General features: G+C 45.2%; 1 protein-coding gene. It reads left to right on the top strand.

What is annotated here, in order from left to right; translation table 11 throughout:
- Window positions 1-2,270 (top strand): Ig-like domain-containing protein (locus B6N13_RS23130; RefSeq protein WP_169460740.1); only part of this gene is annotated, 2,270 nt, incomplete at both ends.

The raw sequence follows: 2,270 nt of genomic DNA, 5'->3' as shown, positions 1-2,270 counted from the left end.
AACAGTGACGATTACTGAAGATATCAATAATGATGGTTTAATCAATAAAGCTGAATTATCTGGTGATGTTGATGTGAAGGTGAGYGTACCAGCGGGAGCCTTGGTAGGTGATACCATTACAATAACTGATGGCACTACACCCCAAAGCATTGTTTTAACCGCTGCACAAATAACGGCGGGGTTTGTAACGACAGCCTTCGCAAGTCCAGGAGAAGGTAACACGATCAGTGTAAGTGCGACCTTAAGTGATCAATATGGTAATACGTCTTCAGCAGGTACAGACAGTGCGAAGGTTGATACTTTTATAAATGTACCAGTAATCGATTTAACTTCTTCAAGTGATACTGGTGATTCTTCAGTCGACAATCTAACAAATGACACCACCGCCACATTCACTCTTTCTAACATTGATAGTGATGTGGCCCTTGTTGAAGTATTCAGCGGCACAACAAAATTAGGTAACGCAGTACAAGCAGCAGATGGTAGTTGGAGYTTTACAGCGACTAATGGGCAATTARCYGAAGGTGCTAACACTCTTACCGTTAAAGTGACTGATAATGCTGGYAATACAGMGACTTCTACTCCACTAGATGTCACTTTAGATACGCAAGCAAGTGCCTCTATTAGCATTGATACAATAGCTGGTGATGATGTACTTAATGCTATTGAGGCGAGTGGTATTGTAACGATTACAGGGAGAGTAGATGGTGATGCTGCTGAGGGCGATACAGTTACCTTAACGATTAATGGCGACAGTTCAAAATATACGGGTTTGGTTACTACTAATGAAAATGGTGGTTTGGTCTATAGTATCAATGTTGAAGGTAGTGATTTAACAAATAATCGTATTATACAAGCGAGTGTTTCCGGAACTGATGCAGCAGGGAATGCGTTCACTGCGACTTCAGAGTCCACCGATGGTGTATATCAAGATAAAAGCACTGTTATTGCTAAGCTTGATGATAATGGATTCACTTTTGAGGGTGAAGATGCAATTTTCACTCTGTCACTCAACCAAGCTTCTCCAACGGATGTTACCGTTAAATTATCGACATCCTTTAATACTGCAAGTGCCGATGATATTGGCACCATGACCGCGAGTTATGTGGATGAAAACGGTCAAACTCAATCATTGGCGATTGGTTCTGATGGTTCTCTTACGGTTCCTGCTGGCGTCACGAAAGTTACTTTAAATGTTCCTACTATTAATGATTCTGTTTATGAAGGTAACGAGAAATTTACTATCAGTGTAGAAGGTGTGACCGGAGTTGTTGCTGCAGATAGCGCAACGACTACGATTATTGATGGTGATGGTGTACCGACGGTTAGCGGTGTGAGCTCGGCGGTAAATGCCGATGGAAACGCTGTGATTGAAGGTGAAGACGCGGTGTTCACCGTGAGYCTAAGCAACGCGAGCAGCAYGGCGCAAACGTACGAATTCAGCTTGACGAACGGCACGGCGGGCAGCAATGACTACGATACAGATCTATCACATGTGACGTTTAGTAATGGAGTTACTTACAATTCCAGCACAGGAAAGATTACTGTGCCAGCAGGCGTTACTGAGTTTGMAGCGACAGTATCAACGACAGATGACGGCATCAATGAAGGTAGTGAAACCTTTACTTTGAATGTAGGCGGTGTGTCTGGTGCTGCAACCATTATAGATAATGACCTTTTAGCTCCAACAGTGACGATTACTGAAGATATCAATAATGATGGTYTAATCAATAAARCWGAATTATCTGGTGATGTTGATGTGAAGGTGAGYGTACCAGCGGGAGCCTTGGTAGGTGATACCATTACAATAACTGATGGCACTACACCCCAAAGCATTGTTTTAACCGCTGCACAAATAACGGCGGGGTTTGTAACGACAGCCTTCGCAAGTCCAGGAGAAGGTAACACGATCAGTGTAAGTGCGACCTTAAGTGATCAACATGGTAATACGTCTTCAGCTGGTACAGACAGTGCGAAGATCGATACGACCATCGACAGCGATGGCGACGGTGTGACCGTGTCCATCGATGCGATGACGGACGACACAGGCTCATCCGACAGCGACTTCATCAGTAAAGACACGACGCCAGTGATCAGCGGCAAATACGACGCGGTCGATGGCGATGTGACGGTGACAGTGACCAACGCGGCGGGTAATGCCGTTGCGGGTACGTTGAGCACCGATGCGGCGAACGGCACGTGGACGTTCACGCCAACGAATGCGTTGGATGAAGGTGGTTACAGCATCACGGCGACGATCACGGATACAG

Source organism: Marinomonas sp. UCMA 3892 (genome assembly GCF_012726345.1).
Taxonomy (GTDB): domain Bacteria; phylum Pseudomonadota; class Gammaproteobacteria; order Pseudomonadales; family Marinomonadaceae; genus Marinomonas.
Note: the sequence above shows the minus strand (reverse complement) of the source record. Positions and strands in the feature narration are given on the sequence as shown.